The sequence below is a fragment of the Sinorhizobium sp. FG01 genome, from assembly GCF_002531875.1.
Classification (GTDB): Bacteria; Pseudomonadota; Alphaproteobacteria; order Rhizobiales; family Rhizobiaceae; genus Sinorhizobium; species Sinorhizobium fredii_C.
Genome location: NZ_NWTB01000003.1, coordinates 384,939 through 411,130, shown reverse-complemented (window position 1 = coordinate 411,130; position 26,192 = coordinate 384,939). Strand labels below are relative to the sequence as shown.

26 protein-coding genes and 1 pseudogene are annotated in these 26,192 nt (G+C 63.9%); 21 read left to right on the top strand and 6 right to left on the bottom strand.

Annotation, left to right across the window (positions count from 1 at the left end; all coding sequences use genetic code 11):
- Positions 1-6 precede the first annotated feature (6 nt).
- Together cobN and cobO are read left to right on the top strand one after the other, a co-directional pair.
- A complete protein-coding gene (gene cobN, locus CO656_RS04670) occupies positions 7-4,032 on the top strand; it encodes a cobaltochelatase subunit CobN (RefSeq protein WP_097524952.1) in 4,026 nt (1,341 codons plus the stop codon).
- A gap of 10 nt (positions 4,033-4,042) precedes the next feature.
- A complete protein-coding gene (gene cobO, locus CO656_RS04665) occupies positions 4,043-4,687 on the top strand; it encodes a cob(I)yrinic acid a,c-diamide adenosyltransferase (RefSeq protein ID WP_037423672.1) in 645 nt (214 codons plus the stop codon).
- A gap of 54 nt (positions 4,688-4,741) precedes the next feature.
- Here the strand turns inward: cobO and CO656_RS04660 are convergent, their stop codons facing one another.
- Positions 4,742-5,527: a TSUP family transporter gene (locus CO656_RS04660; RefSeq protein ID WP_097524951.1), complete on the bottom strand. Its 786-nt coding sequence runs from the start codon at positions 5,525-5,527 to the stop codon at positions 4,742-4,744.
- Positions 5,528-5,989: 462 nt separating this feature from the next.
- On the opposite strand from CO656_RS04660, the gene CO656_RS04655 reads away from it, so the two are divergent.
- From CO656_RS04655 to CO656_RS30130, 14 genes and pseudogenes are all read left to right on the top strand, one after another.
- On the top strand, positions 5,990-6,448 hold the full coding sequence (locus tag CO656_RS04655) for a cobalamin biosynthesis protein (RefSeq protein ID WP_097524950.1): 459 nt from the start codon (positions 5,990-5,992) through the stop codon (positions 6,446-6,448).
- Between the two features lie 115 nt (positions 6,449-6,563).
- Positions 6,564-7,406, top strand: a complete 843-nt coding sequence (gene cobA, locus CO656_RS04650; protein WP_097524949.1) for a uroporphyrinogen-III C-methyltransferase — start codon at positions 6,564-6,566, stop codon at positions 7,404-7,406.
- A complete protein-coding gene (locus tag CO656_RS04645; protein WP_097524948.1) occupies positions 7,403-8,698 on the top strand; it encodes a cobyrinate a,c-diamide synthase in 1,296 nt (431 codons plus the stop codon). Before cobA ends, CO656_RS04645 begins: the two co-directional genes overlap by 4 nt.
- Positions 8,699-8,700: 2 nt before the next feature.
- A complete protein-coding gene (gene cobD, locus CO656_RS04640; RefSeq protein WP_097524947.1) occupies positions 8,701-9,702 on the top strand; it encodes a threonine-phosphate decarboxylase CobD in 1,002 nt (333 codons plus the stop codon).
- Positions 9,703-10,683 carry an adenosylcobinamide-phosphate synthase CbiB gene (cbiB, locus tag CO656_RS04635; protein ID WP_097524946.1) on the top strand — a complete coding sequence of 327 codons (981 nt, stop codon included), beginning with the start codon at positions 9,703-9,705 and terminating at the stop codon, positions 10,681-10,683.
- A 23-nt stretch (positions 10,684-10,706) separates the two neighbouring features.
- Positions 10,707-11,459, top strand: a complete 753-nt coding sequence (locus CO656_RS04630; protein WP_097525068.1) for a glycerophosphodiester phosphodiesterase family protein — start codon at positions 10,707-10,709, stop codon at positions 11,457-11,459.
- Positions 11,460-11,636: 177 nt separating this feature from the next.
- The gene (locus CO656_RS04625; RefSeq protein WP_012708338.1) at positions 11,637-11,915 is read left to right on the top strand and encodes an acyl carrier protein; all 279 of its coding nucleotides are present in this window, start codon (positions 11,637-11,639) and stop codon (positions 11,913-11,915) included.
- 115 nt (positions 11,916-12,030) lie between these two features.
- Positions 12,031-12,507 (top strand): 3-hydroxyacyl-ACP dehydratase FabZ family protein, encoded by a 477-nt coding sequence (locus tag CO656_RS04620; RefSeq protein WP_097524945.1) that lies wholly within the window; start codon positions 12,031-12,033, stop codon positions 12,505-12,507.
- 1 nt (position 12,508) lies between these two features.
- Positions 12,509-13,708, top strand: a complete 1,200-nt coding sequence (locus CO656_RS04615) for a beta-ketoacyl-ACP synthase (protein WP_097524944.1) — start codon at positions 12,509-12,511, stop codon at positions 13,706-13,708.
- An 11-nt stretch (positions 13,709-13,719) separates the two neighbouring features.
- Positions 13,720-15,003, top strand: coding sequence for a beta-ketoacyl-ACP synthase (locus tag CO656_RS04610; protein ID WP_037423700.1), 1,284 nt, complete (start codon positions 13,720-13,722; stop codon positions 15,001-15,003).
- A gap of 43 nt (positions 15,004-15,046) precedes the next feature.
- Positions 15,047-16,075: a zinc-binding dehydrogenase gene (locus tag CO656_RS04605; protein ID WP_037423703.1), complete on the top strand. Its 1,029-nt coding sequence runs from the start codon at positions 15,047-15,049 to the stop codon at positions 16,073-16,075.
- 11 nt (positions 16,076-16,086) lie between these two features.
- Complete coding sequence (locus tag CO656_RS04600) at positions 16,087-17,010, top strand: lipid A biosynthesis lauroyl acyltransferase (protein WP_037423706.1); 924 nt, start codon at positions 16,087-16,089, stop codon at positions 17,008-17,010.
- A gap of 61 nt (positions 17,011-17,071) precedes the next feature.
- Positions 17,072-17,266: pseudogene (locus tag CO656_RS04595) on the top strand (cytochrome C oxidase Cbb3); the annotation flags it as partial.
- A gap of 108 nt (positions 17,267-17,374) precedes the next feature.
- Positions 17,375-17,554, top strand: coding sequence for a hypothetical protein (locus CO656_RS30130; RefSeq protein WP_162109160.1), 180 nt, complete (start codon positions 17,375-17,377; stop codon positions 17,552-17,554).
- 43 nt (positions 17,555-17,597) lie between these two features.
- Here the strand turns inward: CO656_RS30130 and CO656_RS04585 are convergent, their stop codons facing one another.
- The 3 genes from CO656_RS04585 to CO656_RS04575 form a co-directional block, all read right to left on the bottom strand.
- On the bottom strand, positions 17,598-17,951 hold the full coding sequence (locus tag CO656_RS04585) for a VOC family protein (protein WP_172900185.1): 354 nt from the start codon (positions 17,949-17,951) through the stop codon (positions 17,598-17,600).
- Entirely contained in the window at positions 17,935-18,366 is a 432-nt protein-coding gene (locus tag CO656_RS04580) for a polyketide cyclase (protein WP_097525067.1), read from the bottom strand. Before CO656_RS04580 ends, CO656_RS04585 begins: the two co-directional genes overlap by 17 nt.
- Before the next feature lie 78 nt (positions 18,367-18,444).
- Complete coding sequence (locus CO656_RS04575; protein ID WP_097524943.1) at positions 18,445-19,251, bottom strand: helix-turn-helix domain-containing protein; 807 nt, start codon at positions 19,249-19,251, stop codon at positions 18,445-18,447.
- 399 nt (positions 19,252-19,650) lie between these two features.
- Here CO656_RS04575 and gndA point away from each other — a divergent pair, with 399 nt between their 5' ends.
- Both gndA and CO656_RS04565 read left to right on the top strand, forming a co-directional pair.
- The gene (gndA, locus tag CO656_RS04570) at positions 19,651-21,081 is read left to right on the top strand and encodes an NADP-dependent phosphogluconate dehydrogenase (protein ID WP_097524942.1); all 1,431 of its coding nucleotides are present in this window, start codon (positions 19,651-19,653) and stop codon (positions 21,079-21,081) included.
- Between the two features lie 105 nt (positions 21,082-21,186).
- A complete protein-coding gene (locus CO656_RS04565) occupies positions 21,187-21,456 on the top strand; it encodes a hypothetical protein (RefSeq protein WP_097524941.1) in 270 nt (89 codons plus the stop codon).
- Between the two features lie 24 nt (positions 21,457-21,480).
- Here the strand turns inward: CO656_RS04565 and CO656_RS04560 are convergent, their stop codons facing one another.
- Positions 21,481-22,080, bottom strand: coding sequence for a YdeI/OmpD-associated family protein (locus tag CO656_RS04560; RefSeq protein ID WP_097524940.1), 600 nt, complete (start codon positions 22,078-22,080; stop codon positions 21,481-21,483).
- A 228-nt stretch (positions 22,081-22,308) separates the two neighbouring features.
- Between CO656_RS04560 and CO656_RS04555 the strand changes: the two genes are divergently transcribed.
- Both CO656_RS04555 and CO656_RS04550 read left to right on the top strand, forming a co-directional pair.
- On the top strand, positions 22,309-22,983 hold the full coding sequence (locus CO656_RS04555) for a hypothetical protein (RefSeq protein ID WP_097524939.1): 675 nt from the start codon (positions 22,309-22,311) through the stop codon (positions 22,981-22,983).
- Between the two features lie 116 nt (positions 22,984-23,099).
- Positions 23,100-24,878: an adenylate/guanylate cyclase domain-containing protein gene (locus CO656_RS04550; RefSeq protein ID WP_097524938.1), complete on the top strand. Its 1,779-nt coding sequence runs from the start codon at positions 23,100-23,102 to the stop codon at positions 24,876-24,878.
- 22 nt (positions 24,879-24,900) lie between these two features.
- Here the strand turns inward: CO656_RS04550 and CO656_RS04545 are convergent, their stop codons facing one another.
- The gene (locus CO656_RS04545; RefSeq protein ID WP_234819686.1) at positions 24,901-25,881 is read right to left on the bottom strand and encodes a LacI family DNA-binding transcriptional regulator; all 981 of its coding nucleotides are present in this window, start codon (positions 25,879-25,881) and stop codon (positions 24,901-24,903) included.
- Here CO656_RS04545 and CO656_RS30125 point away from each other — a divergent pair.
- Complete coding sequence (locus CO656_RS30125; RefSeq protein ID WP_179864688.1) at positions 25,865-26,062, top strand: hypothetical protein; 198 nt, start codon at positions 25,865-25,867, stop codon at positions 26,060-26,062. The two genes, CO656_RS04545 and CO656_RS30125, sit on opposite strands and share 17 nt — an antisense overlap.
- The last annotated feature ends 130 nt before the right edge of the window (positions 26,063-26,192 follow it).

Sequence of the window (26,192 nt, the reverse complement as noted above, 5' to 3'; positions counted from 1 at the left end):
GCAACAATGCATCTCCTCCTAGCCCAGAAAGGCACGATCGCCGACGGCGACGAAGCGATCGATCTCGGGCAAAGCCCGGCCGATATCCTGTTCCTGTCGGCGGCCGATACCGAGCTTGCGTCGATTGCCGCCGCGCATCGCCGGCGCGCGAGCGGGAATAGCCTGCGCATCGCCAGCCTCATGAACCTCATGCATCCGATGTCGGTCGACACCTACGTCGAACGTACCGCGCGACATGCGAAGCTGATCGTCGTCCGGCCGCTCGGCGGCGCCAGCTATTTTCGCTACGTGCTGGAGGCGCTCTATGCCGCGGCGGTGGCGGGCAAGTTCAAGATTGCGGTGCTGCCGGGGGACGACAAGCCGGACCCGGGTCTCGACCCTTTCTCGACCGTTGCAGCGGAAGACCGTGAGCGTCTCTGGGCCTATTTCAACGAAGGCGGCGCGGACAATGCCGGCCTGTTCCTCGACTATGCCGAGGCGCTGATCGATGGCGCCGAAAAGCCGCAACCGGCGCGGCCGCTGCTGAAAGCCGGCATCTGGTGGCCGGGCAGGGGCGTGATCGGGGTTGACGAGTGGGTGCGTATCGCCGGCGATGTCGGGGGAGCGCAGACTTCCGAAGGGAAGAAGGAAGCTCGTCCCACAGTTGCCATCTGCTTCTACCGTGCCCTCGTGCAGAGCGGCGAGACCAAGCCGGTCGAGGCCCTGATCGAGGCGCTGACCGAGGAGGGCATGCGCCCGCTTCCGGTCTTTGTGTCGAGCCTCAAGGATCAGGTGTCGGTCGGTACTCTCGAAGCGATCTTTGCCGAGGCGGCGCCGGACGTGGTGATGAATGCCACCGGCTTTGCCGTCTCGGCGCCCGGCGCCGACCGGCAGCCGACGGTGCTGGAATCCACCGGCGCGCCGGTGCTGCAGGTGATTTTTTCAGGCTCCTCCCGCGAAGCCTGGGAAGCCTCGCCGCAAGGGCTGATGGCGCGCGACCTCGGTATGAATGTCGCGCTGCCGGAGGTGGACGGACGGATCCTTTCGCGCGCCGTCTCCTTCAAGGCGGCATCGGTCTACGACCCGCTTGTCGAGGCAAACATCGTCGGCCATGAGCCGCTTGCCGGCCGCGTGCGCTTCGCCGCCCGGCTCGCCGGTAATTGGGCAAGGTTGCGGCGCGCGAAGCCGCAGGCGCGGCGCGTCGCAATCGTCATGGCGAACTACCCGAACCGGGACGGACGTCTCGGCAACGGCGTCGGCCTCGATACACCCGCCGGCACTGTCGAGGTGCTGAAGGCGATGGCGGCGGAAGGTTATTCGACTGGCGATCTGCCCGAAGGCGGCGAGGCGCTGATCCGCTTCCTGATGGCCGGACCGACGAATGCCGCAAGCCGCGGCCGGGAAATTCGCGAAACCATTTCCTTGAATCACTACAAGGACTTCTTCTCCTCTCTTCCGGAAAAGATTCAGGCGGAAGTGGGCGTGCGCTGGGGGACGCCGGAGGCCGATCCTTTCTTCCTCGACGGCGCCTTCACCCTGCCGCTTGCCCGGTTCGGCGAGGTCATCGTCGGTATCCAGCCGGCGCGCGGTTACAACATCGATCCGAAGGAAACCTATCACGCGCCGGATCTCGTGCCGCCGCACGGCTATATCGCCTTCTATGCCTATCTGCGCCAAACCTTCGGCGCTGACGCGATCATCCATATGGGCAAGCACGGCAATCTCGAATGGCTGCCGGGCAAGGCGCTGGCGCTTTCCGAGACCTGCTACCCAGAGGCGATCTTCGGCCCGACGCCGCATCTCTATCCCTTTATCGTCAACGACCCGGGCGAGGGGACGCAAGCGAAACGCCGCACCAGCGCGGTGATCATCGATCACCTGACGCCGCCTCTGACACGCGCCGAGTCCTACGGACCGCTCAAGGATCTCGAAGCGCTGGTCGACGAATATTACGAAGCGGCGGGCGGCGATCCGCGACGGCTGCGTCTGCTCAGTCGTCAGATCCTCGATCTCGTGCGCGACATCGGCCTCGACCACGACGCCGGCATCGACAAGGGCGACAGCGACGACACGGCGCTCGAAAAGCTCGACGCCTATCTCTGCGAGCTCAAGGAGATGCAAATCCGCGACGGGCTGCACATCTTCGGCGTGGCGCCGGAAGGGCGGCTGCTGACCGACCTGACGGTGGCGCTTGCCCGGGTGCCGCGTGGCTTGGGCGAGGGTGGCGATCAGAGTTTGCAGCGCGCGATCTCGGCGGACCTGGGGTTGGGTGATGCCGGGCGAGTACCCCCGTCTGTCCTGCCGGACATCTCCCCCACAAGGGGGGAGAGCAGGGATGCGAGCGCTTCTCCCGCAAACGCTGTCGCAGCGGAGGGAAATCTGAATACCGCTACAGTCGCCATTGTCGCTGGCAGGAGTGAAGAAACGGACGGGCGCCACTCGCCGATCTCCCCTCTTGTGGGGGAGATGTCCGGCAGGACAGAAGGGAGTATTCCCGCACAACGTTTCGACCCCCTCGACTGCGTTCTATCCGCGCCCTGGCTCGGCTCAAAGCCCGATCTCCTCGCCAACCTCTCGGATGCTTCCTGGCGCACCGCCGGCGATACGGTTGAGCGCATCGAGCTTCTCGCCACGAAGCTGGTGTCGGGCGAGATCGCTTGCCCCGACGGTTGGACCAACACGCAAGCCGTGCTCGACGAGATCGAGGCACGGCTGAAGCCTTCAATAGAACGGTCGGGTGCTGCCGAGATCACCGGCCTGCTCACCGGTCTCGACGGCCGCTTCGTCGCGCCTGGCCCATCCGGCGCGCCGACACGCGGGCGGCCGGACGTGCTGCCGACCGGCCGCAATTTCTATTCCGTCGACAGCCGCGCCGTGCCGACACCGGCGGCCTACGAACTCGGCAAGAAATCGGCCGAGTTGCTCATCCGCCGCTATCTGCAGGACCATGGCGAATGGCCGTCCTCCTTCGGGCTTACGGCTTGGGGCACCTCTAATATGCGCACCGGCGGCGACGACATTGCCCAAGCGCTGGCGCTGATCGGTGCAAAGCCGATCTGGGACATGGCGTCGCGTCGGGTGACCGGCTATGAAATCGTGCCGCTCGCCGTGCTCGGCCGACCGCGCGTCGACGTCACACTCAGGATTTCGGGCTTCTTCCGCGATGCCTTCCCGGAGCAGATCGCGCTGTTCGACAAGGCGACCCGCGCGATCGGCGCGCTGGAGGAGGACGATGCCGACAACATGATCGCGGCACGCATGCGTGCCGAAGCGCGACGCCTCGAGGAAAAGGGCGTCGAGCCGATGGAGGCGGCAAGACGCGCCTCCTATCGTGTGTTCGGTGCCAAGCCGGGCGCCTATGGCGCTGGTCTACAGGCGCTGATCGACGAGAAAGGCTGGGAAAAGCGCGGCGATCTCGCCGCAGCGTATCTCACCTGGGGCGGCTATGCCTATGGTGCCGGCGAAGACGGCAGGGCGGAACGCGGGCTTTTCGAGGAGCGCCTGCGGACCGTTGAGGCGGTCGTCCAGAACCAGGACAATCGCGAGCACGACCTGCTCGACAGCGACGATTACTACCAGTTCGAGGGCGGCATGAGCGCTGCGGCGGAATATCTCAGCGGAGAGCGTCCCGCGATCTACCATAACGACCATTCGCGTCCGGAAAAGCCGGTGATCCGCTCGCTGGAGGAGGAGATCGGCCGCGTGGTTCGCGCCCGCGTCGTCAACCCGAAGTGGATCGCCGGGGTAATGCGTCATGGTTACAAGGGCGCCTTCGAGATCGCCGCGACTGTCGATTACATGTTCGCCTTCGCCGCGACGACCGGGGCCGTGCGCGACCATCATTTCGAGGCGGCCTACCAGGCCTTCATCGCCGACGAGAAAGTCCTCGATTTCCTGCGCGACAAGAACCCGGTGGCACTTGCCGAACTCGCCGAGCGGTTCCTGGAGGCGGTCGACCGAGGTCTCTGGAACCCGCGCTCCAACTCGGCGCGATTTGAACTGAACAGTCTGTCGGGCGCTCAGCCCGAGCGCCCGCGCGCCGGCAACGAATAGGGAGGATGCCATGAGCGACGAAACCGCAAACACCGGCGAACCGGTTGCCGAAAAGGACGAAGCCCGTCACGCCATGAAGATGGCGAAGAAGAAGACGGCGCGCGACAAGATCATGGCGACGAAGACCGACGAGAAGGGGCTGGTCATCGTCCATACGGGCAAGGGCAAGGGCAAGTCGACCGCCGGCTTCGGCATGATCTTCCGCCATATCGCCCATGGCATGCCCTGTGCCGTCGTGCAGTTCATCAAGGGCGCCATGCAGACCGGCGAGCGCGATTTGATCGACAAGCACTTCGGCGACCTCTGCCAGTTCTACACGCTGGGCGAGGGCTTCACCTGGGAGACGCAGGACCGCGCCCGCGACGTGGCAATGGCCGAGAAGGCCTGGGAGAAGGCCAAGGAACTGATCCGTGACGAGCGCAATTCCATGGTGCTGCTCGACGAGATCAACATCGCGCTGCGCTACGACTATATCGACGTCGCCGAGGTCGTTCGCTTCCTCAAGGAGGAGAAGCCGCACATGACGCATGTGGTTCTGACCGGCCGCAACGCCAAGGAGGATCTCATCGAGATCGCCGATCTGGTGACGGAGATGGAACTCGTCAAGCATCCGTTCCGCTCCGGCATCAAGGCGCAGAAGGGAGTCGAGTTCTAGCGGTGCAAATCCGGCCTGTTCACGCGCCGGCCGTGAACAGGCAGGCCGGCGCGATCAGATGCCCAGCCAAATCCTGAGCGGATGCGTTGGATCCGCTAGCAGCCGGACTGCCAGCGCGATCGAGACGATGACGAGCAGCGGCTTGATGATCTTCGCGCCCTTTGCCATCGCATAGCGGGAGCCGACCTGCGCGCCGAGAAACTGGCCCGCTCCCATCAGCAGCCCAACCTTCCAGAGCACGACGCCGTAGAGAACGAAAACGATGAAGGCGCCGAGATTGGAACCGAAGTTCAGGAACTTCGTGTGGGCCGTCGCCTTGAGGATGCCGTAGCCGGCAAGCGAAACAAAGCCGACCATGAAGAACGAGCCCGTGCCCGGTCCGAAAATGCCGTCATAGAAGCCGATCAGCGGTACGAAGGTGAGGGTGAAGAGAAAAGCCGACAGGCGGCGGTGCTTTTCGACGTCGCCGATATTCGGTTTGCAGCCGAAATAGACGGCAATCGCGATCAGCAGAAAGGGCAGCACGCCCCTCAGCGCATCGGCTGGAACGACTGTCGCGACCAAGGCGCCGAGCACCGACCCCGCGGCCGACATCAGCGCCATCGGCAGCTGCTCCTTCAAATTCACATGGCCGTGTCGCGCATAGGCGATGCTGGCGGAGCCCGAACCGAAGAGCGATTGCAGCTTGTTCGTGCCGAGTGATTCGAGCGGCGGAATGCCGGCGATCAGCATGGCAGGAATGGTGATCATCCCGCCGCCGCCGGCGATCGAATCGATGAAGCCGGCAATGAAGGCGGCTACGAACAGAAAGAGCAGCAGGTGGATGGCGAGGTCGGTCACGGAAAGCTCGAGACGAAACGGAATTGCTTCCGCCTTGTGTCAGAGCCGGGCGTGAAAAGCAAAGGCTTGTCGTCGGCAATTTCCGCAGAAAATGCCATTCTGCTGCTGCAAGCTCCCTGTCTTCGCCCGCCGGAGCGGCGGCGCTCGGTTATGTGTTTACGACGCCGTGATGGCGCAATCTGGTTTGACCGCCCGGATGCCCTTCGGTAGAAATGAAGATCATGCGACGGCGTCCGTGCGAGCGGATCGAAAGAGCGTCCGGTGCGGCCGACCCATTCAGGGGGCCAGATCCGGTGCTGTCCTGACCGGTGCGGCTGTCTGCCCAGGCCGGCGCTTCGTGTGGAACGCCGACCGCTGCGCGGCTCCCAACCCCAAAGGCATGGGACTATCGCGCAATTACACTGATTTGCAGCTGCTCTGTGCCCCCGGGCCGTGTGGCGCTGCAGGGGAGCAGCACTGCAGATGTCTTTGGTCACGGGGCCAGTTTCAGCCGCACGACTCGTTCTCGGCCTCGGCTGCGAGCGAAATACAGCGCCCGGGGAAGTGATCGCGCTTGCCGAGCGGGCACTCGCCGACGCCGGCGCGTCGAAGAGCGATATTGCATTCGTGGCTTCGCTGGACGCGCGCGCCGAAGAGCCGGCCATTCACGCGGCAGGCCGGCATTTTTCCGTGCCCGTCCGCTTCTTCGACGCTGCGACGCTCGAGGCAGAAGCCGCGCGACTTAAGAATCCGTCCGAGATCGTCTTTGCCCATACCGGCTGCCACGGCGTTGCCGAGGGCGCTGCATTGGCGGGGGTCGGGCGTGACGCAGTGCTGCTCGTTCCAAAGATCCGCTCGGCCCGGGCCACGGCAGCGATCGCAGGACCGCGGCACCATGCCTTCACCTGCGAAACCGAAGCCGGCGCCACGGGAGGCGGCTGATGCCTTGCGCGGGCACACACGTGTTGTCATTTCATATGCAGATTCAATGTTCTGCCATCATTTCCTACGAGAGAGAATAAGCTCAGATGTTTCGCCAGGACCGGAGTAATAAGGGGTGACGGATATGTTTTTTGCCGGCCTGCCGAAGCTCGAACCCGGTTCCGTCTGGCTGGTCGGTGCCGGACCCGGCGATCCCGGTCTTTTGACGCTCCATGCCGCCAATGCGCTTCGCCAGGCGGATGTGATCGTTCACGATGCGCTGGTCAATGCCGATTGCCTGAAGCTCGCCAGCCCGGACGCCAAGCTTGAATTTGCCGGCAAACGCGGCGGCAAGCCGTCGCCGAAGCAGCGTGATATCTCGCTGCGCCTGGTCGAGCTCGCACGCGCCGGGCTCCGGGTACTACGCCTCAAGGGCGGCGATCCCTTCGTCTTCGGTCGCGGTGGCGAGGAGGCATTGACCCTTGTCGAACACGGTATTCCATTCCGTATCGTGCCCGGCATCACTGCGGGGATCGGCGGACTGGCCTATGCCGGCATCCCGGTGACCCACCGCGAAGTCAATCACGCGGTCACCTTCCTCACTGGCCACGATTCCTCCGGCGTTGTGCCAGACCGGATCAACTGGGAAGGCATCGCCAAGGGCTCGCCGGTCATCGTCATGTACATGGCGATGAAGCATATCGGACAGATTTCGGCGAACCTCATCGCTGCCGGGCGTACGCCCGACGAGCCGGTTGCCTTCGTCTGCAATGCGGCGACGGCCGAGCAGGCGGTGCTCGAGACCACGCTTTCCCGCGCCGAAGCCGATGTGGCGGCATCCGGGCTGGAGCCGCCGGCAATCGTCGTCGTCGGCGAGGTCGTTCGGCTGCGTCCGTCGCTTGATTGGCTCGGCGCACTCGATGGCCGCACACTTGTCGCCGATCCGTTCGCGAGCCAAATCCGCCGGGACCCGGCATGAGCGGTCTGATGATTGCCGCCCCGAGCTCCGGCTCCGGCAAGACGACGGTGACGCTCGGTCTTCTGCGGGCGCTGGCGCGGCGCGGCGTCTCCATTGCGCCGGGCAAGGCAGGCCCAGATTATATCGATCCCGCCTTCCATACGGCCGCAAGCGGCAAGGCCTGCCTCAACTATGATCCCTGGGCGATGCGGCCGGAACTGCTACTCGCCAACGCTGCGGCTGCGGCGAAGGATGGCTCGACGCTGATCGTCGAGGCGATGATGGGGCTCTATGACGGCGCTGCGGACGGGACCGGATCGCCGGCGGACCTCGCCGCGACGCTGGGGCTGGCGGTGGTCCTGGTCGTCGATTGCGCCCGGCTCTCCCACTCGGTCGCGGCGCTGGTGCGCGGCTATATGGATCATCGCGACGATATGCGCGTCGCCGGCGTCATCCTGAACCGCGTGGGCAGCGACCGCCATGAGGCGATGCTCCGCGATGCGCTCGACCGCGCAGGCGTGGCAATTTTCGGCGTGCTGCGCCAGCATGCCGCGTTGAAGCTGCCGGAACGGCATCTGGGCCTTGTCCAGGCCGGCGAGCACGGGTCGCTCGAAGATTTCATCGAGCACGCCGCGGCGCGCGTCACTGCGGCCTGTAACGTCGAAGCCCTTCTCGCAACAGCGTCTGCCTTGCGGGGGAAGCCGGCGCAATGCGCCCGGATGCTGAAGCCGATCGGCCACCGGATTGCCGTTGCCCGCGACGTCGCCTTTGCCTTCAGTTACGAGCATGTGCTGGCCGGCTGGTTGAGCCAGGGAGCGCAAATCTCGTTCTTTTCGCCGCTGGCCGATGAAGCGCCCGATGCCGGCGCCGACGCAATCTATCTGCCGGGCGGCTATCCGGAATTGCACGCCGACCGGCTTGCCAGGGCTACTCGTTTCCGAGCCGGGATCCATGCCGCGGCCGATCACGGTGCGCGCATCTTCGGTGAATGCGGCGGCTACATGACGCTCGGCGAAGGTCTTGTCGCAGCGGACGGCAAGCGTTACGAGATGCTCGGGCTGTTGCCGCTGGTCACCAGTTTCGCGGAACGCAAGCGGCATCTCGGCTACCGGCGCGTGGCGCCTTTCGACAATGAATTTTTCGAGGGACCGATGACGGCGCACGAATTTCACTATTCGACCATCGTTTCCGAAGGGGCGGCCGCGCCGCTCTTCGCCGTTTCTGATGCGGCAGGTGTAGACCTCGGCCATGCCGGCCTTCGCCGCGGCAATGTTGCCGGTTCCTTCGTGCATCTCATCGATCTTTCGGAGTGACGATGACCGCGCCGATCGTCCATGGCGGCGGGATCACCGAGGCCGCAGCCCGCTTCGGCGGCGCGCCAGACGATTGGCTCGACCTTTCAACCGGCATCAATCCGTGCCCGGTCGCGCTGCCGAAGATCGACGCGCGGGTCTGGCATCGGCTGCCGGATCGCCACCTGGAGGAGGCAGCCCGCGCAGCCGCATCCAGCTACTATCGGACCGGCGACCTCATGCCTCTGCCGGTTCCCGGAACCCAGGCTGTCATTCAGTTGCTGCCGCGGCTTGCCGACTTGAAAAGGCGCGCCGCTATATTCGGGCCGACCTATGGCGAATATGAGCGCGTCTTGACCGGCGCCGGCTTTGCCGTCGACCCTGTCGCGAGTGCCGATGATCTCTCTGCGGCGCACGGGCTCGCGGTCCTGGTAAATCCCAATAACCCCACGGGCCGGGTTTTTCCGCCCGACCAAGTGCTTGCAATGGCAAGGGAGATGGAGGCGAGCGGCGGACTGCTCGTCGTCGACGAGGCCTTCGGTGACCTCGATCCGGAAACAAGTGTTGCGCCGCATGTCGACGCACAGCACAACCTCGTCGTCTTCCGTTCCTTCGGCAAGTTCTTCGGCCTTGCGGGCCTGAGGCTCGGCTTCGTCGTTGCAAACGCCGCGGTCACGGAATCTTTCCGCGAATGGCTTGGCCCCTGGGCGGTGTCAGGCCCGGCACTTGCCGTTGCGGCGAGGCTGATGGAAGGCGACACGGAGGCGGTCAGGGAAGGTATTCTCGAACGCAATGCGGCTCTCCATGCGGTGCTTCGTGGCGCCGGCATGGACGTCATCGGTGGTACCGGTCTCTTCGCGCTCGTCGACCACGAACGGGCAAACGATCTTCATACGGCGCTCTGCGGGGAGCACATTCTGACGCGCAAGTTCGACTACGACCGGCGCTGGCTGCGGATCGGCCTTGCCGCGGATGCGAATGGCGACCGCCGTCTTGCCGAAGCCTTGCAGCGAGCAGGAGTTTAGATGTCGGCTGAAATTTTCCTCATCCTCGTCGTCGCGCTGATCATCGACCGCATCGTTGGCGATCCAGATTGGCTTTGGGAGCGGTTGACGCATCCGGTGGTACTCTTCGGCAAGGCCATCGGCGTTTTCGACGCGGCGCTCAATCGCGGTGGGCACGGTGGCTGGCTAAAAATGCGGGGCGTTGCGGCCATCGTCATCCTTGTCGCAGCAAGCATGCTGCTCGGTGTGGTGCTCAATCGGCTGTTCGATGTTCTCGGTGCGCTCGGTTTCGTCCTGGAGGCGCTGACCGTTGCGGTTTTCCTGGCCCAGAAGAGCCTCGCCGATCACGTCCGCCGCGTCGCCGACGGATTGCGCCGTGACGGCCTGGAAGGGGGCCGGAAGGCCGTGTCGATGATCGTCGGCCGGGACCCGAAAACGCTTGATGAGCCTGGCGTCTGCCGTGCGGCTATCGAGAGCCTTGCGGAGAATTTTTCCGATGGGGTCGTCGCTCCCGCCCTTTGGTATGCGATTGCTGGGCTCCCCGGCCTTTTCGCTTACAAGATGCTGAATACGGCCGATTCGATGATCGGCCATAAGAGTCAGAAATACCTTCATTTCGGCTGGGCCTCGGCGCGGCTCGACGACCTGGTCAATCTTCCGGCCGCACGGCTTTCGGCTCTTCTCATCGCCGCAGGGGCTCGCTTGAAGCGCGGCGCCGAAGCGGCGAAGGCCGCAATCGAGGTGGCCAAGAGCGATCACGCTTTTCACCGCTCGCCTAACTCCGGCTGGCCCGAGGCGGCGATGGCCGGCGCGCTCGATATCCAGCTTGCCGGGCCACGGGTCTATGGCGGGGCGCGCGTCGAGGAGCCTATGATCAACCGCCCCGGCCGCGCAGTCGCGACGGCAGCCGACATCGACGACGCGGTGATCGTCTTTTACGGTGCCTGCAGCGCGCTCACCTTGAGCGCCGCCGTCCTGGTTCTGCCGTTCCTGCTTTTCTGAAACTCCAGCAGCAGGCGACGATGATGCCCTCTGAGTTCTGGTTTCGTCGCTCCGGCCGCAAACCTCTCATCATCGCGCATCGCGGCGGCGCGGCGCTTGCTGCCGAAAACACCGCGGAGGCGCTGCATGCCGCCGCAGGCGCTGGCGCAGATGCCATCGAGACGGACATTCGCCTGACGAAGGACGGCGCTCTCATTTGCATGCACGATGACGATCTTCGACGGCTCTGCGGTGATGGACGCACTGTTTCGGATGTCGATTTGGAAACGCTCAGGCGCCTGCTGCCGGCCACGATGACGCTTCGAGAGGCGCTGACCGCCTCGGGCTCGCTAGGGGTGCTCCTGGATGTCAAGCTTTCCGACCCGCAGCACGTCCAGCGCATCGTCGACGAGGTCACCGGTGCGAGTGCGACCGAGCGAACGATGCTTGGCCTGCGCAGCCTCGACCTCATCGCTGCAGTCCGCTCCGCCAGAGCGGACATCGCCATTCTCGCTTTCTTGGAGGAGCCGGACTCCGCCACTCGGGCTCGGCATGCCGGTGCAGACTGGTTCAGGCTATGGCAGGGCGCAGCGAGCCCCGAACGTGCGGCGATCGTTCGCCACGCCGGCCTGCTCCTCACGGTGATGGTGGGTCAGCCGCGTTCGATTCCGATGCCGGAATACCCGCCGTTTCCGGTCGGGCTGGTCGACGGAGAAGGACTTGAGCGCCTGCGCGCGATTGGGCCTGACGCCATCCTCTTGGACGATCCGCGCCTGGCGGCAGGTCATTTCGGATAAGGCCGTGAGGAAGCGGATCAGCTGTCAACGGGCACGACACCTCAGCCGACCGGCACTCGGTCGCCGATTAGCAACACCGTTTTTCAAATCTGGGTCGCAAAACTCCGCGAGGCATTGGCTTTTGCGGTGCATTTTTCTATAGGGATCGCCAAGACTCGATTTTCAAGAGGTAAGCGCGTGACAGCTACATTCGACAAGGTTGCCGACATCATTGCGGAAACGAGCGAGATCGACCGCGAGACGATCAAGCCGGAAAGCCACACGATCGATGATCTCGGCATCGACAGCCTGGACTTCCTCGACATCGTCTTTGCGATCGACAAGGAATTCGGCATCAAGATTCCGCTTGAGCAGTGGACCCAGGAAGTCAACGAAGGCAAGGTGTCGACCGAGGAATACTTCGTGCTGAAGAACCTCTGCGCCAAGATCGACGAGCTTCGCGCCGCCAAGGCCTGATCGCCTCGCCGCCGACACGGTTCGATCCGTTTACCGATGCCGCCTGCTGCGTCCTTCGCTTGACAGGCGGCATCGGCATTTTTACTTGAGCCCGAAACGAACGGGATGAGCCCTGATGCTCCTTGAATATTTCCAGATGATCGATCGGATCGAAACCGTCGATCTCGCGGCGGGCCGGCTGACGGCGCGGTCCATCGTGCCGGAGAAGAGCCCGGTCTTCGAGGGGCATTTTCCCGGCTATCCGCTGGTTCCCGGCGTGCTGCTGATCGAAACCATGGCGCAGGCCTCCGGCTTTCTCGTGCTTGCTGTCACCAAATTCGTGGCGATGCCCTTCCTGATGTCGGTCGACGGCGCCAAGATGCGCACATTCGTCGAGCCTTCCGCCGAGCTCGAGATCGAAGCATTCCTGGAGCACGAGGGCTCGGGTTTCGCGGTGACCAAGGCCAAAATCGCATCGGGCGGCAAGAAGATCTGCGATGCCCAGCTAAAGTTGAGGACGATGCCGTTCGATCAGGTGCCGCTTGGCGAGATCGTCCGCAGGCGTGCCGAGGAAGTGGGACTGATGGCCGCTGCGGCCGCTTCGGAGAAATAAGATGACCAAATCCGCAAACGACGTGGTGATCACCGGCGTCGGCATTGTGACGAGCCAGGGCGTCGGCGCCGAGCCGCATGTTGCCCTGCTGAGTTCCGTCGAACCGCCGAAGGCCCGGGTCGAGACCGAGCGCTTTGCGCCTTATCCGGTCCATCCCCTGCCGGAGATCGACTGGTCGGCGCAGATCGCCAAGCGCGGCGATCAGCGGCAGATGGAGAACTGGCAGCGCCTCGGCGTCTTCGCAGCCGGGCTCGCGCTGGACGACGCGGGGCTCAAGGACAATCTCGAAGCCTGCGGCAGCATGGACATGATCGTCGCTGCCGGCGGCGGCGAACGCGATATCAATGTCGACTCGCTGATCGTCGATGAGGGCCTGAAGCGCAATGATCGCGAACAACTCCTGAACGAGAAGCTGACGACGGAGCTCCGCCCGACGCTCTTTCTTGCCCAGCTCTCCAATCTTCTGGCCGGCAACATCTCGATCGTCCACAAGGTGACGGGCTCGTCTCGCACCTTCATGGGCGAGGAGGCGGCGGGCATTTCGGCAATCGAAACCGCCTTTGCCCGCATCAAGGCCGGGCAGTCGACGCATACGCTCGTCGGCGGCGCCTTCTCGGCCGAACGCCTCGACATCATCCTGTTGATCGAAGCCATCCAGGGACATGCGCTTGGCGAGTGGCAGCCGATCTGGTCGCGCGATCCCGAGAACGGCGGCGGCATGATCCTGGGGTCCGTCGGCGCATTCCTCGTTCTGGAATCGCGCGAATACGCCGAAGCCCGCGGCGCCCGCATCTATGCCACGATCGATGCGATCGAAGGTGATCGCGGCAGCCGAGAGGACCGCCGGCTCGAAGCTCGGCTTAGGGATCTGGCACGACCTGCCGCAGAACTTGAGCCGCAGTCGACCGTGGTGTTTTCCGGCACCAGCGGCTTCCACGACCTGGCGCGCCGCGAGAAGGCATTCCTCGACACGGAGTTCGCTGGACGGCCGGTCCGCGCCTATGGCGGTCTCGTCGGTCACGGCATCGAGGCGCAGTTCCCGGTCGGCATGGCTTTTGCCGCGCTCTCGCTCGGGCATGCGGCGAAGGTGCCGCCCTTCGATCCTGCCGAGGCGCCGATGACGGCGTCCGCCAAGGCGGCGATCGTCACCACCATCGGCCATTCCCGCGGCGAAGGCGTCGCCGTGCTTTCCGCGGAATAAGGAGCTCAAGCATGAGCAAGGCTTACACCGATCACCTCGGCCGCCCGATCGTCGCCATTACCGGCATGGGCGTCATCACCTCGCTCGGCCAGGGGCTGGAGGACAACTGGGCGGCGCTCAGCGGCGGCGTTTCCGGCATTCACAAGATTACCCGCTTCCCGACGGAGGGCCTTTCGACCCGCATCAGCGGCACAGTCGATTTCATCGAAATTCCGGCCGACAACGCCGTCGAACGTTCCTATGCGATGGCGCGCGAGACGACCTTGGAAGCGCTCGCGCAGGCCGGTCTTTCCGGCGATTTCAACGGCCCGCTCTTCCTCGCAGCGCCGCCGATCGAACCGGAGTGGAACGCGCGCTTCGAGCTCGCGGACCGGGCGCCGGCCTCGGAACGGCCGGGCGACGCCTATAACCGCTTCCTCGCCGCGATGCGCCAGAAGGCCGATCCGGTCTTCCACGAGGCCGTGCTCTTCGGGTCGATTTCCGAGCGGCTTGCCGATCGTTTCGGCACGCGCGGCCTGCCGGTCACGCTGTCGACGGCTTGTGCCTCGGGCGCCACGGCGATCCAGCTTGGCGTCGAGGCGATCCGCCAGGGCCGTACCGACCGGGCGCTGACGGTCGCGACCGACGGTTCGGTCAGCGCCGAGGCGCTGATCCGCTTCTCGCTGCTTTCGGCGCTCTCGACCCAGAACGATCCGCCGGAAAAGGCGTCGAAACCCTTCACCAAGGATCGCGACGGCTTCGTCATTGCCGAAGGCGCGGCCACCCTGGTGCTGGAATCGCTCGAAGCGGCACTCGCCCGCGGCGCCCGCATCTACGGCATTCTCAAGGGCTGCGGCGAAAAGGCGGATCTCTTCCACCGCACGCGCTCCTCGCCCGATGGTGGGCCGGCGATTGCGACGATCCGCGCGGCGCTTGCGGATGCCGGCATCGATGAAACCGGCATCGGCTACATCAATGCCCACGGCACCTCGACGCCGGAGAACGACAAGATGGAATATCTGTCGATGTCGGCCGTCTTCGGTGAGCGCCTGCCGTCGATACCGGTTTCGTCCAACAAGTCGATGATCGGCCACACGCTGACCGCCGCCGGTGCGGTCGAGGCGGTTTTCTCGATCCAGACGATGCTCACCGGCACGCTGCCGCCGACCATCAACTACCAGAACCCGGACCCGGCGATCGTTCTCGACGTCGTGCCGAACGCGAAGCGCAGCCAGCAGGTCACCGCGGTCCTGTCGAATTCCTTCGGTTTCGGCGGCCAGAATGCCAGCCTTGTCATGACCGCCGAGCCGGCCTAAGCCGCTCGACGATCGAATACCTGCCTTCCGCAAAGGAAAGACCATGCGCGCCCTGCAACTGCTCGATGACCGCAAGCTCGAAATTACCGACCTGCCGGAACCGGAGACGCCCGGTCCGGGCGAGGTGACGCTGCGGGTCAAGGCCGTCGCGCTCAACCATATCGACGTCTGGGGCTGGCGCGGCATGGCCTTTGCCAAGCGCAAGATGCCGCTGGTCATCGGCGCGGAAGCGTCCGGCGCTGTCGAGAGCATCGGACCGGGTGTGGCAAATGTCCTGCCGGGCCAGCTCGTTTCGATCTACGGTGCGCGCACCTGCGGCCTCTGCCGCCCCTGCAAGGAAGGGCGCGACAACCTCTGCGAACATGTCGGCGGCGTGCACGGTTTCCACCTCGACGGCTTCGCCCAGGAGAAGATCAATCTGCCGGCTCGCCTGCTGGTCCCGGCGCCGCCCGGTGTCGACGCGGTCGGTGCGGCGCTCGCACCGGTCACGTTTGGTACGGTCGAGCACATGCTGTTCGATAATGCCAAGCTCGAGCCGGGCGAAACGATCCTTGTCCATGCCGGCGGCTCCGGCATCGGCTCGGCGGCGATCCAGCTCGCCAAGAAGATCGGCTGCACGGTCATTACCACGGTCGGTTCCGACGACAAGATCGAGAAGGCGAGGGCGCTCGGCGCCGATCACGTCATCAACTACCGCACCGACCGTTTCGAGGGCGTGGTACGCAAGCTCACCAAGAAGAAGGGCGTCGATGTCGTCTTCGAGCATGTCGGCAAGGACACCTGGGCGGGCTCGATGCTGTCGATGAAGCGCGGCGGCCGGCTCGTCACCTGCGGCTCGACCTCGGGCGTCTCGACCGACATGAATCTGATGATGCTCTTCCAGCAGCAGTTGAAGCTGCTCGGCTCCTTTGGCTGCCGCATGGAAAACATGGCGAACGCCATGCAGAAGATGGCGCGCGGCCTCGTTCATCCGGTGATCGATACCGAAGTCGGCCTCGCCGACATCGATCGTGCGCTCGAGCGGATGGAGTCTCGGCAGATCTTCGGCAAGATTATTCTGCGGATGGATTAATCCCGGTGCGGATGCTGATCACACGGCTGGTGCTCGCTGCCGATCGCTTCCGGCAATGGCTGATCGCACAGCTCGTCTTCCTGCTTCTCAATGTTTTGAAGCTCTTTCCGGCGGATGCGGCGATCAATTTCATGGATCGCGTCGCGCGCTGGATCGGTCCGAAGACCCGCCGCCATAAGCTGACGCTTACCAATCTGCGCAATGCCTATCCTGAGAAGAGCGACGCCTGGATAAAGGAGACTGCGCTCGAAAGCTGGGGCAATATGGGCCGGCTCGCGGCCGAATATGTCTTCCTCGACCGGCTCTTCGACTTCGATCCGCACCGCGCCGAGCCGGGCAGGGTGGAGGTCTCGGGCATTCCGCTCTTCCTGGAGCTGCGAGACAATCCGCGGCCCTTCATCGTCTTCACGGCGCATAGCGGCAATTTCGAGATGCTGCCTGTGGCGGGCTCCGCCTTCGGGCTGGACGTCACCGTTCTCTTCCGGCCGCCGAACAATCCTTACATGGCCGACAAGGTCTTCCAGTTCCGCCAGGAGCGGATGGGCAATCTCGTGCCCTCCCATGCGGGCTCCTCCTTTGCGCTCGCCCGCCAGCTCGAACGCGGCGGCGGCGTCGGCGTGCTGGTCGACCAGAAATTCCGCAAGGGCCTGAAGACGAAGTTCTTCGGCCAGGACGTCCAGACCAATCCGCTGCTCGCGAAACTTGTTCGCCAGTTCAATTGCGAGGTCTATCCGGCCCGTTGCATCCGCCTCCCCGGCGGCCGATTCCGGCTGGAACTCGAGCCGGCCGTCGAAATTCCGCGCAGGGCCGATGGCAGCGTCGATGTCACGGCGACGGCGCAGATGCTGAACGACAAGGTCGAGAGCTGGGTTCGCGAATATCCGGGCCAGTGGCTCTGGTATCACGACCGGTGGCGTATCAAGCGCAGTCTCTGAAGCAATCTCATTCGATTTGCGGGGCGTTCTCCGCGGTTCCGGGCCGCCAGGCTGCGCGCCGGCGAAGGGCAATCGCGAGATGGGGGCAGCCAATCTGGCGGACGCGATCTGGTTGAACGGGGAGGGCGAGCGGGCGATCGTCAACCGGATGAAGGCACCGAAGCATGGCGTCATGCCGGCCTGGCTGCCTCGCATGGGCGATACGACAGTCAAGCAACTCGCGGTCTTCGTCCACTCCCTCGGCGGCGGCGAGTAGCAAAGCAACCCGAGAAAGCGCGCTGCGAGCCGCGCGTCCTTCTGGGCGCGCGGCTTTTCGTGCGCAGTTCAACAGGAGATGCTAAACTTTGCCGGCGGCGGGATGCCAATGGAAATTGGCAGTTGCCGCGAGGGGCCTGTGCCGCGGCGCCGCTCCTTACAGCTATCCATTGTGGCGGTGGTCACGCGGGAGGAGAAGCGGATGTCACAGGAATGGCCCATGTTCATCCTCCAGTGCATCGTCGTCTTCGGCCTCGTCAGCGCGCTTTTCATCCGCTTCGGCGAATAGCCCTTCGCCGTCCACTCCGCCCGTCGAACATTTCGAACTGCCGCTATTGCTTGGACCAGACCGCCAGCTCGTAACCGTCCGGATCGGCAAAGTGAAAGCGCCTGCCGCCGGGGAAGATGAAGATCGGTTTGACGATCCTGCCGCCGGCGCCCTCGACGCGGGCGAGCGCGCCTTCCAGTTCATCGGCATAGATGATGACGAGCGGCCCTCCGCTGCGGACCGGACCGAGCGTCGTGAAGCCGCCGGTCAGCCGGCCGTCGGCGAACTCGCAATATTCCGGACCGTAATCGGTAAAGGTCCAGCCGAACGCGCTGCCGTAGAAGGCCTTGCTCGCCGCGATGTCCGCCACGTTGAATTCGATATAGTCGATCCGTCGGTCGCTACCGGTCATGGCGATGTCCTTTGCCGTCTTTTGATTCTTCCAGAATGGTCTTCAAGGTGTCGAGATCCTTTTGAACGCAGGCGGCATCCGCCGCTAATTGTTCGTCACTCATGTCGAACTGTCTCAGCAGGGTGAACATCACTTCCGCGCCGTCCCCATTCGGCACCACCCGGAGCGCGTTGTGGATCTTCGCGCCGTTCTCGAGCTTCACCAAATGGTCCACGACGCCGAACTCATTGGCGGGAGCGAAACGAACACGGGCATTGCCGAGCGGGCCCGGCGCGATCCATTCGTCGCCGTCACGCGCAAGCCCCGTCGAGAGCCCGGAGGCCCAAAGCGGCATCTTTTGGTGATCGGCCATGAAGGCGTAGACATCGCGCCAGTCTCGCTCGATCGAAACGTGGATAATTCTGGCGGCCATCGTGGTCATGCGCGTCTCCGTTTTGAGTTCGGATAGCACCTCGGTGTGCAATGGTCTTGAACGAAACGGCCAATCGTGCTGCTGAAATCACCCCTTCGATTTCTCTGATGGGTCTGGAGCGAACTGCCGCAGGATTTCGCCGGGCGTCAGCGAGGTGAGCTCCCTCGTTTCCCGGGTAAGGTGTGCCTGGTCGGCATAGCCGGCATCGGCGGCCAGGGCCGCCAATTTGTCCTGCGGCCGGCCGCGGCCGGCAGCCAGGAAGCGCTGCAGGCGCAGCACGCGATCTAGGGTCTTGGCGCCATAGCCGAAATGCTCGAGGCAGAGACGGCGGAGACTTCGCTCGCTAGAGCCGGTTGTTCGCGCCAGGTTTCGGATGGGATCGGCCGCGGCTGGGCGAGCCTCGTGGAGATGCTTCACCAACGAAGCGATGTTCGGTGGCGGGGGGTGCGCGGTCGAGAGGCGGCCTTTAAATGCGCCTGCCAATATCGCGAGCCGCTCGGTGGCGTCCCGTGCCAGCGCCATCCGCTCGTCCATTTCGTTGGCCGCTCGCCCCCAAAGGAGATCGAGTGGGACCGTCCGGCCGGTCAACCCGCTCAACGGCGTGCGCAGCCAGGCGGCCGCTGCACCAATTCTGAACCGGGCACCGAAGATGGTTTCGCCTGCGGCGAGCTTGGGGAAGGCGGCGACACGGTCGGGTCCAACGATTGCCGGGCCGCCGGACGTCCAGATGACGTCGGCGCAGCCGTCCGGTACGACGGCCATGCTTGGCGCTTCGCCAACGGGGAGTCGATGCAGCCACAGGCATTTGAAATAGGCAGCAAGCGCGCCGGCGGCGGGCCGCTCCCGGTAAATGCCCGTGCTTTGCGCAAGTCGGGGCGGTGTGATGTTCGGCATGCCCGGCTCTCCTCGATGTCGGCGCTACTACGGCGACACGGCAGCCATCTTACAGCCGGAAGTGGGCCGAAAGGAGCTGATTGTTGCCGGGGGCGACGCACCGCGCGCATTCGACTCCAGAACTTGACGCAGATCAAGGATCTGGGTCGGTCTCAGCCTCGCTGCATTCCGCTGGACGGCGCGTGCTCGACGACGGCGACGGCAAGCCGGAGAAGCAGTGATTTTCTCAGGAATGGCTTGTCGTAAATCGATTTGAGTGCCAAAACAGCCTCCTCCGCCGCATGTTGCCGGCACCCCCTTCGCGGGCCACCGGGACGTGCGCAGTTCAATTCGAAGGAGCCGGCACCGACGCGACTTCGCGGCCCGTGCATGGCTCTCCTGCCCAATGGAGGGAAGCACGTGTCACAGGCGGAAATCGGCCTCATCGGTCTCGGCGTCATGGGATCGAACCTGGCACTCAATATCGCGGAAAAAGGCAACAAGATCGCCGTTTTCAACCGTTCGGTTGACGCGACGCGGAAATTCCACGCGGAGGCGGGCGCGCTCAAGGAACAGATCGTGCCCTGCGAAACGATAAAGGAATTCGTCGCCGCTATCCGTCCGCCGCGCCCGATCATTATCATGATCAAGGCCGGCGACCCCGTCGACCAGCAGATGCAGGCGCTGAAGCCCCATCTCGACAACGGCGACATCATGATCGACGCGGGTAACGCCAATTTCCGCGACACGATGCGCCGCTTCGATGCGTTGAAGGATAGCGGCCTCACCTTCATCGGCATGGGAGTTTCCGGCGGCGAGGAGGGGGCGCGCCATGGACCGTCGATCATGGTCGGCGGTACGGAGGAATCCTATCGCCGCGTCGAGAAGGTGCTGACCTCGGTCGCCGCGAAATACGACAATGATCCCTGCGTCGCTTGGCTCGGCGAAAACGGCGCCGGCCACTTCGTCAAGACGATCCATAACGGCATCGAATATGCCGACATGCAGATGATCGCCGAGATCTACGGCATCCTGCGCGACGGACTGAAGATGACGGCGCAGGAGATCGGCGAGGTCTTCGGTGCCTGGAACAAGGGCCGGCTCAATTCCTACCTGATCGAAATCACCGAAAAGGTTTTGAAGGCCGCCGATCCTTTGACCGGCAAGCCCATGGTCGACCTGATCCTCGACAAGGCCGGACAGAAGGGCACCGGCAAATGGTCGGTGATCGAGGCCCAGAACATGGGCGTGCCGGCGACCGCCATCGAGGCGGCCGTCGCCGCCCGCAGCATCTCCTCCGCGAAGGAGGAGCGTGAGGCAGCCGAAAAGATCCTCGGGCTGCCGCCGGTCGGCGAGTTCAAGGTGACGGACAAGCAAGCCTTCATCAAGGACCTCGAAAGCGCGCTGCTCGCCGGCAAGATCGGCGCCTATGCGCAGGGCTTCGCGGTGATGTCGGCCGCCTCGAAGGAGTTCGACTGGAACCTCCCGATGCCGACGATCGCCCGGATCTGGCGGGCCGGCTGCATCATCCGCTCGCAATTCCTCGACGAGATCACCACCGCCTTCACCAAGGCGCCGGATGCGGCCAACCTGATCGTCACGCCCGCCTTCGCGGCGATGGTCAAGGAAACCGACGGGGCGCTCCGCCGGGTCGTTTCCGCGGCGGTGCTCGGCGGCCTGCCGGTGCCGGCGCTCGCCTCGGCGCTCGGCTATTTCGACAGCTACCGCCGCGGCCGCGGCACGGCGAACGTCATCCAGGCGCAGCGCGACTTCTTCGGCGCTCACGGTTTCGACCGCGTCGACGGCGCCGACAGCCACCACGGACCGTGGGGCAGCGGATTGACCGCTTAGTTTAGAATCAGTTCAGATCGCTTCTACCAAAGGAAGGGTGGCGCCGGTCGCCCTTCCGCGGCAAGCTCACGACATCTCAAGCAAGGGAGCAATCGGGAAGGCAGCATGAAATTCAGGGTGATCGAAGGGGGCAAGGCGATCGACACTGGGTCCGGAACCGGGCCGGCAGGCATCCGCGGCGAGGCGGAGCGGCGCATAAGGGCGTCGGGCTACGAGCAATGGCGGGTACGCAGCCTGGCCACGGGTGCGCCGATGCCGCATTCCATCCGCTATCTGAAGATGCAGATCGATTTCGTCGCCGAGAAACTCGAACAGCTCAATCCGATCCCGGCGGATTTTACCGACGACAAGTACTGGCCAGCCGTGAGCATATGAAGCATAAGCACGGGCTCGATCGGTTCACTTCTTCCCCTGCGGATAGATCGTCTCGCCGCGCTTCAGCATCTCGACAAAGGTCTCGATCTTCTTCTTTCGACCGGCTTCGGTTTTCATGTTGTGGGTGCGGAAGGCCAGCGCGAAGCGGTTCTGTTCGCTAAGCTTGCTAAGCATCTCGTTGGCCTTGGGTTCGGCTTCGATTGCGGCCTGGAGGTCGTCGGGGATCTTCATGTCCTTGCCGCTCTTATAGGCGCGGTCCCAGCGGCCGTCGGCCTTGGCCATCTCCACCTGCCGAAGCCCGTGCTCCGTCATCCGGCCGTCCTTGATCAGTCGCGCGACATTATCGACATTGATCTGGCTCCAGGTGCTCTTCCTGCCACGTGGCGTGTAGCGTTGGAGAAAGCTTTTCTCATCGAGCCCCTTGCGCACCCCGTCGATCCAGCCCCAGCAGAGCACCACGTCTATGGCCTGCTTGGGCGTGATCGACTTGAGCCCCGACCCAACTTTGTGGACCTTGATCCAGACTTCGTCCTGCTTGTCGTGGTGCTCGCCGAGCCAGGCATAAAAGGCTGCGGGGTCCTCGAACTCATGCACTTTGTCGGGATCGACCTTGACGGGCGGCATCAGTCAGTTTCCTCCTGGCGGTGACATCATCGCTCCTGAATCGGCGAGCCTACAAGGCGCCGCTGTCGCCTTCCAGCCCTCACCCTACGACGCGAACCGACAAGCGGGGCGCGGTAAACGCAACTGGCGTGCGCAACGGGCTCGTGAGATGGTTAAGTTACGTGGATGATTGGCCCCGGCATGCCTGTGCGTTCCGGATAACGTGACCTCCAACGGAAAGAGGCTCGCATGCCCGCGGTTTCGAACCTGAGCTACGATGCCTGGCTCGAGCACGCCTTTGGCCACTCGATCAGGCCGCACGGCTATCCCTGGTTCTTCGACGAAGATCCGCCTTGGTGGAATCCAGAGCCGCCCGTCGCCATCGAGTACTTCACGAGGCTCTTTTCGACAACTGAGCACTCACTCGCCAGCTTCTCCGATGCGCAGATTGCCCAGGGACTCACCTATCTCCTGAGCACCAGCGCCTCGGGTGACAACGGGTGGTTCTACAGCACCTCAACGCCGACGGGGGCGCGGCTCTCCTGCATTGAGGCCATAGAGAACGTCTTCACCGATCTATTCGCACCTCGCTGTGCTGCTGTGTTGGGCCACATAGACGAGCCCGGCGCGGCTCCCCTGAACACTGTCTGTTACATGTGGTGGGACGAGTTCCCGTCTTTGGCGCTCCCGGACGATCCTTCTTGCGACCGCATGCAGAAGGCAGCGATCGATGTCATGCGCCGCACGCTAGGCCTCAGCTCGATCGCGTGCCAGGAAGCAGCCCTCCATGGCCTCGGCCATTGGGCACGGTACCGGCCGAGCGACGTCGCCGCGGCCGTCGACGAATTCCTCGGCGACGGGCGCAGCAAACGGGCCGAGATCATCTCCTATGCCCGATCCGCGAGGTGCGGCTGCGTCCTTTGAAACATTGTGAAATCTGAAATGTTCGTCCGCGGCGGTGCATCTCATCGGTGTCGCCTCTGGATGAAGGCGTCCGGCAAGGTGTAGACTTGCTCCATTGAGGTGCGAGGGAGGGGCTAGTGCCGACGAATGAAGCAAAGGGACGCCATCTGGCCGTTGTCCTGGCTGCCGACGTCGCTGGGTACAGCCGTCTCATGTCGGAAGACGAAGAGGCGACGCTCAGCCTACTTACTAAGTATCAGGAGATCATTGCGGGTCTTGTCGCCGAACACCGCGGTCGGGTGTTCAACATGGCTGGCGATGGCGTCATGGTCGAGTTCGCAAGTGCCGTGCAGGCGGTGCGTTGCGCCGTCGCTATTCAGCGCGCCCTCGGCCGCCGCAATATCGATCTCCCCGAACGCCGCCGCATGATGTTCCGCATCGGCATCAATCTTGGCGACGTAATCGCCCGCGGCGGTGATCTCTTCGGAGACGGGGTCAATATAGCGGCGCGGCTGCAGACGCTCGACGAACCGGGCGACATCTGTATCTCTGCTTCCGTGCATGATCAAATCGTCGGAAAGCTAAGCTTTGCGTGTGAGTGCCTCGGCGAAAAAACCTTAAAAAATATCGCGCGACCGGTGCGCGCCTATCGCGTCCGCTCCAGCATGGAGCCGCCTGTGCCGATAACCGAGCTCCAGAGCGGCTCTTTGGCCTTGCCGGACAAGCCGTCGATCGCGGTGATGCCATTCGTCAATATGAGCGGAGATGCCGAGCAGGATTACTTTGCTGACGGCCTGACGGAGGATCTTATTACGGCGCTCGCAAAGTTCCGGTGGTTTTTCGTCATCGCCCGCAATTCGAGCTTCACCTACAAGAACCGCGCCGCCACGGTGCAGCAGATCGGCAGTGAACTCGGCGTGCGTTATGTGTTGGAGGGGAGCACGCGCAAATCGAGCGACAGGGTTCGCGTCACGGCGCAGTTGGTGGAAGCGGAAACCGGCCATCATGTCTGGGCCGAACGGTACGACCGTGACCTGGCGGAGCTCTTCGCGCTGCAGGACGAGATCGTCGACCGCGTTGCCGGCGCGATCGAGCCGGAAATGCTGAGAATGGAGACCCTACGGGTGCGGCGCAAAGCGCCGGAGAACCTGACCGCCTGGGAACTGATCTTTCGCGGCATGTGGCACTTCTATCAGTTCACGCCGGCCGAGCATCGCTGTGCGCGCGAGCTGTTTCGCAAGGCGATCGTTGCGGCGCCCGATATCGCCGAAGGATACACGTGGCTTGGCAGGTGCAACGCGGGGACGCTGTTCTTCCGGTGGAGCGAGAACCCCGCGGGGGACATGGCGGAGGGATGGCAGGCGGCGCTGCGTGCCGCGCAACTTGCCGAAACCGACCCCTATGCGCATTATGCGGTGGGAATTATGAGTGTCGTCATGGGTAGGCTCCATCGGGCAATGGAGGCCGCCCAAAGATCGATTGACCTCAGTCCCAGCTTTGCGCTCGGCTATATGCTCCTCGGTATGTCGCGCCTCTTCCTCGGCCGGGCCGGCCAGGCGATTGAGCCATTTCAGAGAGGCCTGCGCCTCAGTCCGCACGATCCGCTTGCATTCCTATGGCTGCATTTCCTGGCCTTCGCGCATTTCCTCACAGGGGAGTACGAAGAATCGCTTCAACCGGCGCTCAATGCCGCGGCCAAGCGGCCGGATCTACCCTCCACGCACTGCGCACTCGTCTGTTGTCTCGTGGAACTGGGGCGCCAGCGTGAGGCCGAACAGGCAGCCGCCGAAATGCAACGGAACTCGTCTGAAGGACAGGAGGAACTCGGCGAGTTCGTATCGCGCTTCGTCAATCCCGAGCAACGCGAACAAATACGCATTAGTCTCCGCAAAGCGGGCTGGCAGGGCAACTGGTAGCCCGCGGATCGACCGACCTAGTCTAAACTTCCGGCGATCTCTGCATCGGCGGCTGGAATTCGGGCTGGCTGAGGCTTTGAAGCGTTTCGGGAGGGCTTCCCTCGATGCGGCCGATGACCGCCTTGGCGAGTTCGCGTCCGGCGACCCGGATATCCTCGTACATGGTCATCACTTCCGGGCGCAGCCAGCGCAGGAAGTCGCTCGGGACCTTGGAGACCATGTCTGCGTCCTCGCCGAGCTTCTTGCGCGCCGCCTCGATGCCGGCAATCAGCGCAATGGCACCCGAGCCGCTGCCGGAGACGATCCCGTCGGGGGCGTCCGAAGAGCCCATCAGCTTCTCGAAAGCGTCGCGGATGGCGACGAGGCTGTAGTCGATGTTGACCTGATGGAAGCTCACCGACTCCGCGCCGAAATCCTTGAGACCGTGCTCGAAGCCGGTGCGCATGTGGGAATGGAAGGTGAGGTGCGGCGGCGGTTCCAGGAGCACCAGCCGGCGCCTGCCGCGCTCGACAAGCCTGCGCACCGCCTCATACGCGAAGCGTCCGTTGTCGAAGTCGTGATAGGGATGGGCGATCCCCATTTCGGTCCGGCCATGTGTCGCGAAGGGAAATTGACGCTCGGTGAGCAGCGTCACGCGTGGATCGTTCGGCTCCATTCGAGAGATGATCACGCCGTCGGCAGCGCCGGTATCGAGAATGTAGCGGATCGGCCCGAGCGGATCCTTGGAGGAACTATAGGGCGTGACGACGAGATGATACGGCGTGCCGGCGAGGATCTCGGTGATGCCGATGACCATCGGGCTGGTGATGCCCATGATCTCTTCCTCGAGCGTCAGCACCAGGCTGATGACATTCGTCTTGCCGGTCCTGAGGCGGACGCCTGCGCGGTTCGGCTGATAGCCGATCTGCTTGGCGACCAGGCGCACCCGCTCCTTGGTCTCGGCGCCGATGTCGGGCGCGTCCTTCAGCGCGCGGGAAACGGTTGTGATGCCGAGCCCGGTCATGAAGGCGATCGTCTTCAATGTCGGCCTGCCGCTCTCCGTTGGCGGCGCTGCCGCTGGCCTGTTTCTCGTCCTGTCTTCCATGCCCATCACGCAAAGCCCGCTCGTTCGGACCTTCAAGATCGCCGTTCCCAGCCGCACCCCGCGGTGGCCGCTCGCGATAGCCCGTCTCCTTACCCCGTAGGGGCGTTATATACGATTTGCCCGAACGCACCATATCGGGGCGAGGCGAAATCGTACCTTGAAATCTGTAACGATACAGTAGCGAAGTCGAGCCTTTTTGTTGTTGCGCTGCGAAGGGCGTAAACGGTGAG